The following is a 7,177-nucleotide window of genomic DNA, read 5'->3' as shown; positions in this document are numbered from 1 at the left end:
GTCGGACGTGGCCCGGGCCTCCTGGAGCGCCACCGCCTGCTTCGACAGGCTTCCCTGCTGCTCCACCTGCGCCAGGCCCAACTGCCGGCCCGCCTCGCCCAGCCGGTGCGCGGCGGTGTGCAGCGACATACCGGACGCAATGGGAGCCCCTCCGGCGCAGGGCTCCGCCCGACGCGGCGCGGCAGCCTCATGGGTCCGGTGGGGGCCTCTGCCCGGGGGTTTCGCGGCTCAGCCGGCCTGGAACTGCCGCGCCAGCTCATCCACTTCGCGGGACACGTCCTGCAGCGTCTGGGTGGAGCCCCGGGTGGTCTCCGCGCGCTGGAGCGTCGCCTCCATGATGCGCGACAGGTCGGTGACGGCGGTGAAGACCTGGGTGAAGCCCGCGTTCTGCTGCGTGACGGCGGCGGCGATCTGCCGGGCCGCGCCGGCGCTCTCGCGCGACATCGCCAGCAGCTCCCGCAGGGACGCCCCCGACGTCCTCACCCCGTCCAGGCCGCTGGCGACCTGCTGTCCGCCCTGCTCGCCCATGAGGGATGCCGCCCGGATGCCCTGGCGCAGGTCGTCCAGCACGGAGCGGATGCGGTCCGTCGCCTGAACGGACTGGTTGGCCAGCCCCCGCATCTCCCGCGCCACCACGGAGAAGCTGCGGCCCACGTCCCCCGCGCGCGCCGCCTCGATGGCCGCGTTGAGCGCGAGCACGTTGGACTGGTCCGCCAGGTCCTTCACCGACGCGGTGATGTCACCGATGCGCGACGCGCTCTCCGTCAGGGCCGCGAGCCGCGCCTGGATGCCGTCCATCGCCTCCTGGATGGCGACCAGCCCCGCGAGGCTCTCCTCCACGGAGCGCTCGCCCTGGAGCCCCTGCGCCTCCGCGCGCTGCGCCACCTGGAGGACGGCCTCCGCGCGGTCCGCGGCCAGCCGGGAGGTGTGCTGGATTTCGTCGGACGTGGCCCGGGCCTCCTGGAGCGCCACCGCCTGCTTCGACAGGCTTCCCTGCTGCTCCACCTGCGCCAGGCCCAACTGCCGGCCCGCCTCGCCCAGCCGGTGCGCGGCGGTGTGCAGCGACCGGGGCAGCGCGGACAGCTTGAGCAGCACCGCGCGCATGCCCGACGCCAGGTCGCCAAGCTCATCCGTGGACACCCAGGCAGGGGCGGTCACGCGGCCCGCGGCCAGCGACTCGATGGCCTCCCGCACCGCGCCGGCTCCCTTCGCCTGACGTCGGGCCATCATCCACAGCGTGAGGGCGGGGATGACCAGCATCACCGCGCAGATCCACGCCAGCGCGAAGGCGAACTCGCGCAGCAATTCGTGCCCCAGCGCATCCAGTTGGCCCACCGCGTCCTGCGCGCCCAGCGCCCGCAGGTGCTCCTCCAGCATCGCGCGGGCGACGCGCAGCTTCACCCCCAGCATCCCGCCGCTCAACAGCAGCGTCAGCACCAGGGACGTCACCGACGTCAGCGGCAGGAACCAGCGCTGCCGGGGCCAGAAAGGTCCCCCACCTCGGGGGGCCGCCTCCGGGAAGCGCTGCTGTTCCGCCAGCACGTACGGCAACAGGCGCTGCTCCAGGCTGAGCGCGTAGGGCAGTGCCAGCAGCACCCCGAAGCACGCCGCCACCGAACAGCCCATCACCACCTGGAAGGCATCCTTCTGGTGCAGCGACGCGACGATGACGCTGAAGGTGAACCCGCCCACCACCCAGGCCCCGGCCGTGGTGGCGGCGGCCGCGCGCCACGGCAGGCGCATGAGCCGCTCCAGGCGCTGACCGGGCGCGTCCCCGGGCCTGCGCGCCAGGGCGTGCCGGCCCACCCACCACAGCGACAGCAGCGGGAAGCCCGCGCCAAACACGAGGATGATGGGCGGCAGCACCGTGAGCACGACCTGCGTCGCCTGCGTCCCGCCCAGCCCCATCGCCACGGACACCAGATACCCGGCGATGAACGCGGGCAGCGACATCCACCGCAGGAACAGCCAGACCCCCTGTTTGACAAAGGCCGACACCGCCTCGCCATCACCCACCATGTCTTGGTTTGTCATACGCGGATCGCGGGCTCCAGGCCGACCGGAGCGGGCCGTCCCCGGTTCCCGTCGAGCGTAGCGAATCCCCCCGGCACTTGCCCCACCGGGCCGCCCTGGAAGCGCGGACCGGCGTGCTTTCATGTTTCAATCGCCTGTCTTTCCCGCATTGCCCTGTTTATCTCTCACGGAAGTCTGGCTTTCACCGGCTCCGGAAGAGGCAACAAAGGGGGAGCTAGCGGAGGAGGACCCGGTTCGTGCCCAGCCCGTCGATGACGGCGATGACGTCGTTGGGTGCGCGCTCGAAGAGGCCGGGGGTGTAGTTGCGCGACGTGCCCGTCCACACGGGGCTGGGGGCGGACCAGGTCTCGAAGTTGGTCGTGGTGGTGACGAAGCCGACGTGGCAGCTGCGCTGGTCCACCGGGGCGCTGGACAGGTCGGGCGGGCCGGCCTTGTCCTCGTCGGTGCAGAACGCGACGCCCACCGGGCCCCCGCCCACGCGGATGGCGTAGGGGACGTAGGCGTTGTAGCGGCGGCCGGAGCCCGGATCGATGCGCGAGCTGTACACGGTGCGGCGCAGCGAATCATCCCACGTACGGCCTCCGTCCCAGGACTGCACGGCGTTGATGACGTTGGCCCGGGCCCCTCCGGTGGGAAAACCCTCCACGCCCTCCACGACGGCCATGATGCGGTCCCCGGAGAGCTGCACCACCGTGGGCATGCCCTCGCGGCTGAGCGCGCCCGCCCGCTTGTCGCGCGACACGGTGACGGTGCCGTACGCGGTCCACGCTCCGGTGAGGCCCTGCCGGCCCTGCATGGCGATCCACTGGTGGCCAGGGAAGCCGCCCTGCGCCGCCAGCAGCTCCGAATCGTAATAGACCTGCAGGTCGCCATTGCCGCGCCGGAACAGGAAGGGCGCGCCCACGAAGCGCGTCGTCGGTCCGGCGACGGTGCTGTCGTAGACCCAGCCGTCGCCGTCATTGTCGCTGCGGGTGATGGTGACGCGGAACTGGCCATTGGCGTACTCGCGGAAGGCGCAGAAGACGGTGTGCGTGCCCGGGATGGCCAGCATCGTCACGTCGCCGAACTCCACGCTCGGGTTGTTGGCGACGGAGCCGTGAAGCGCCCAGCTCGCACCCCCGTTGGCGCTTGTCCACACGTCGATGCCGTGGCCCCAGCTCGAACCACCGATGAGCAGCCCGTCCGCGCGGCGGGTGATGCCCCGGATGGGAGCGCCCCCGGACGGCATCAGCACCCGCCACCCTCCCGCCGGAAGCTCGGACTCCACCCGGGCCAGGGGCTCCAGGGCCTGCGCTTCCTCTTCCGGAGCGCAGGCCCCGAGCGAAGCCGTGAGCAGCGCGAACATCATCAGGCGCCGGGGAAGACGCGGGCGGAACGACCAGGGGGATGGGTTCATGCCCGCGAGCCTGCCGGCACCGGCTTCCCCGCATCAAGCGCCAGAGCCGCAAAACCGGGAACAAGTGCCGGCAGGGTCGCCAGGACTACAGCAGGATGCGACACGCCTTCTGGTCCGTGCCGCTGACGCCGTTGCAGGAGTAGTTGTCACGGCAGTCCGACTGGGAATCACAGACAGGCGAACACAGCAGTGATTCGGATTGACGCGCGCACAGCATGTCCGCCGGGCAGCCGGCCTGCGCCCCTTCCTGGGTGCACTCCTGGGCGCAGAAGCCGCCGGGGAAGTCCTGGCGGCATTCCAGTCCGACGTCGCAGCCCTCCTCGCTGCAGGACTCGCCAGCGGCCCCCGTGCCACCGCAGCCCATGAGGGGGAGGACCGCCAGCCCCACCACCAACATCCAGACAGAGCGCATTCGCATCCACTCCAATGACAGGCAGGGCCAGGCCCCCGCGACGCCCAGCATGGTCAGCCTGAAGACAGCCGTCCAGCCACGGCCCTGGATGCTTGCGCGGTGGAGGATTCCCTCCGCCTCCGGAAGAAAATCGAGCCAGGTTCCGGGGCGCACTCCGTATGGCGATTCCGCACTGGGGCGGGACGGGGAGGACCCGTCCCGCCAGAGGCGTCCATCAGGGTGCTCGGTCCGCCAACCCATTGAGGCAGCAGCTCAGCCTCGCTTCCGTCCCGTCCTCGTTGCGCATCAGCATAGCCTCCGGGCCCATCTTCGACTCGTGCGTGGCGTTGCTCCTGGTCGTGGCTGTGCGTGTCCGCCCATGAAGCTGGGCGGGGTGTCGATCCCCGCCCAGCGGACCTTCTCAACAGCGTGCTAGCGCAACGACACGAGGTCAGTTGTAACCGTTGTCGACGCAGGACTCATTGTCAGGGCACCACTCGTCACATTCGACCAGGGCATCCGGGCGTGGGGGATAAGTGGGGGGAATGCACCCGCTCTCGTAAAACCAGGTGAGGTTCAACGACACGCACTTGACGGAGCCAGTCCTGCACACCGCATCCTCCCTCGTCCCAAGCTCCGCCTCCTGCGGCTGCTCCGGCACGGGACCGCACGCGACGACACTGAACGAGAAAGCCACACCAGCGAGCACGCTCTTCACGAAGACTCCTCTTAGTGGCCTCATCAGCGAGGCACGAAACCCATACCATTCAAAACCAAACATACCAACCTAAACGCATAAGAACAGCCCATCTCAATTCATCCAGGAACATCAAACCTGCACGGGCGACATACGACCGCCGTCGCCATCACCAGACAGCCTCTGATGACAAGCCTCCTGTCCCCCATGAGGAGCCTTCCGCGCAGGCCTCTCAAGGAAGGCCGGGAGCGGACGGAACTGGCGGCGTACCTGGTGGGCGCCGCATACAATCTGGCGCGGATGGCACGGCTGGCAGCCGCATGGGCGCCGTCCGCCCGCCGCCTCCCACCGAAGACACGGTTGAGGGCGAAAGCAACGCGAGGCCTGGCCTCATGCCCACAAACCGGGCTTCTTCAACGCCCAGTTGGTGCGGAAGAACGGGCGACAGGAGACGACATGTGGGCCCGGACCACGGCTGGACGCGACACGCCTTCGGGTCCGTGCCGCTGACGCCGCTGCAAGCGCGGTTACCACGACAGTCGTCCTGGGAACCACAGACAGGCGAGCACATCGGCGACGCGGATTGACGCGCACAGCGCATCGGCGGGGCAGCCGGCCTGCGCACCTCATGGCGACTTCACGTCGTGCGGGCGGGACAGGGAGGACCTGTCCCGCCAGAGGACTCCATCAGAGCGCTTCGGTCCGCTTCAGCAGCCAGTCGCGCGCCGCGCCTTCGACGTGGGGCAGCAGCCGCTCCCGCACCGTGGAGTGATAGGCATTGAGCCATTCGGACTCGGCCTTGGACAGCATGCCCGGGTCCACGAGCCGCGTGTCGATGGGGCACAGGGTCAGCGTCTCGAAGCGGAGGAACTCGCCAAAGGCAGTCGTCTGCGCGGGCACGGTGGCGATGAGGTTCTCGATGCGGATGCCCCAGCGGCCCGGCCGGTAGAGGCCGGGCTCGTTGGAGGTGACCATGCCCGGCTCCAGCGCCGTGTGCGGGTCGTTGGGCATCGTCTGGGAGATGCCGTGCGGCCCTTCGTGGACGTTGAGGAAGTAGCCCACGCCGTGGCCCGTGCCGTGGCCGTAGTCCAGCCCCTCGGCCCACAGCGGCGCGCGTGCCAGCGCGTCCAGGGCCGGCGACCGCGTGCCCCGGGGGAACCGGGCGAGCGACAGGTTGATCATCCCGCGCAGCACCAGCGTGAAGTCGCGCCGCTGCTCCGCCGTGGGCTCGCCCACCGGGACGACGCGGGTGATGTCCGTGGTGCCCGTCGTGTACTGCCCGCCCGAATCAATGAGCAGCAGTCCCTGGGAGGGCGTCCCCGGCGTGCACACCGCCGCGTGGGACTCCGCCAGCGCGCGGTAGTGCGGCATCGCGCCGTTCGCGTTGAACGCGGCGATGGTGGCGAAGCTCAGCGACACGAAGCCCGGACGGCGGGCGCGCGCGGCGGACAGGCGCTCATCGATGGTCAGCTCCGTGATGGGCTCGCGGCCGAGCGCCGACTCGAACCAGGCGAAGAACTCACACAGCGCCGCGCCGTCCTGCTCCATCGCGGAGCGGATGTGTTCAAGCTCCGCGGGCGTCTTGCGGGACTTGGCCACGGTCGACGGGTTGAGCGCTTCGACCACGGACACGCCCGGCGCCACGGCCTGCCGCAGGCCGTGCGTCATGCGCCGGGGGTCCATGAGCAGCTTCGTCCCTTGGGGCAACGCCCCCAGCGCCGGAGCCGCCTGCTCATAGGGCGCAAGCACGATGCCGTCCTTCTCCAGCGCCACGCGCAGGGCGTCCGGCACCTTGCCCTCGGAGATGAACAGGCGGACCGCGCCAGGCTCCACCAGCAGGTGCGCGAGGAACACCGGGTTGTAGTCCACGTCGGCGCCGCGCAGGTTCGTCAGCCACGCGATGTCATCCAGCGTGGAGATGAAGTGGTGCGTCGCCCCCAGCCGGCCCATCTCCTCGCGCAGCGCCTGGAGCTTCTCGGCGCGCGAGCCGGGCGCCAGCTCGTGCGCGTACACCGGGGCCACGGGCATCACCGGACGGTCGGGCCAGGCCTCCGCCACCACGTCCAGGTCCGTGCGCAGCGTCACGCCCTTCGCCGTGAGCAGCGTGGAGGCCGCCCTCGCCTGTCCCAGGCCCAGCACCGCGCCATCCACCGCCACCGCCTGCCCCGGGGGCACGTTCGCGGCGAGCCAGTCGATGAAGGGCTGTCCGGGCGCGTTCGTCGTGCGCACCGTGGCGATGCCGCTGCCCGTAAGCTGCGCGTCCGCCTGTTCCCAGTAGCGGCTGTCCACCCACAGGCCCGCGTAGTCCGGGGTCACCACCAGCGTGCCCATGGAGCCGGTGAAGCCAGACACCCATTCCCGTCCCTTCCAGCGGCCGGGCTGGTATTCGGACAGGTGCGGATCGCTCGACGGCACCCACACCGCCGCCACGCCGCGGGCCTGCATCACCTGTCGCAGCCGGGCGATGCGCTCGCGCGCCGCGGCACCCTGAATCTCTTGAAGGCTCATGGCTTCCTCCGTCGTTCCACCGGGACCCCTCATGCCGGAAACGGAGCGCCTTTTCGAGCACTCTGGCGACGCGCGGCGCCTGCCCATCTCCCCCCTGTCCATGGACGTGGTGGGAGCGCATGGGCGTCGTCCGCACCATCTCCTGAGCCGC

Annotated in this window: 4 protein-coding genes; all 4 read right to left on the bottom strand. The window is 70.4% G+C overall.

Annotated features, from left to right (window positions below; all coding sequences use genetic code 11):
* Window positions 1-228: 228 nt before the first annotated feature.
* Window positions 229-2,034 carry a methyl-accepting chemotaxis protein gene (locus D7Y13_RS11815; protein ID WP_233595353.1) on the bottom strand — a complete coding sequence of 602 codons (1,806 nt, stop codon included), beginning with the start codon at window positions 2,032-2,034 and terminating at the stop codon, window positions 229-231.
* A gap of 214 nt (window positions 2,035-2,248) precedes the next feature.
* The gene (locus D7Y13_RS11810) at window positions 2,249-3,430 is read right to left on the bottom strand and encodes a phage capsid protein (RefSeq protein ID WP_120582737.1); all 1,182 of its coding nucleotides are present in this window, start codon (window positions 3,428-3,430) and stop codon (window positions 2,249-2,251) included.
* Between the two features lie 85 nt (window positions 3,431-3,515).
* Window positions 3,516-3,842: a hypothetical protein gene (locus D7Y13_RS11805; RefSeq protein WP_147444227.1), complete on the bottom strand. Its 327-nt coding sequence runs from the start codon at window positions 3,840-3,842 to the stop codon at window positions 3,516-3,518.
* 1,363 nt (window positions 3,843-5,205) lie between these two features.
* Entirely contained in the window at window positions 5,206-7,026 is a 1,821-nt protein-coding gene (locus tag D7Y13_RS11795; RefSeq protein ID WP_120582734.1) for an aminopeptidase P family protein, read from the bottom strand.
* Window positions 7,027-7,177 lie beyond the last annotated feature (151 nt).

It is taken from the genome of Corallococcus praedator, assembly GCF_003612125.1.
Classification (GTDB): Bacteria; Myxococcota; Myxococcia; order Myxococcales; family Myxococcaceae; genus Corallococcus; species Corallococcus praedator.
This window is presented reverse-complemented; position numbering and strand designations above follow the sequence as displayed.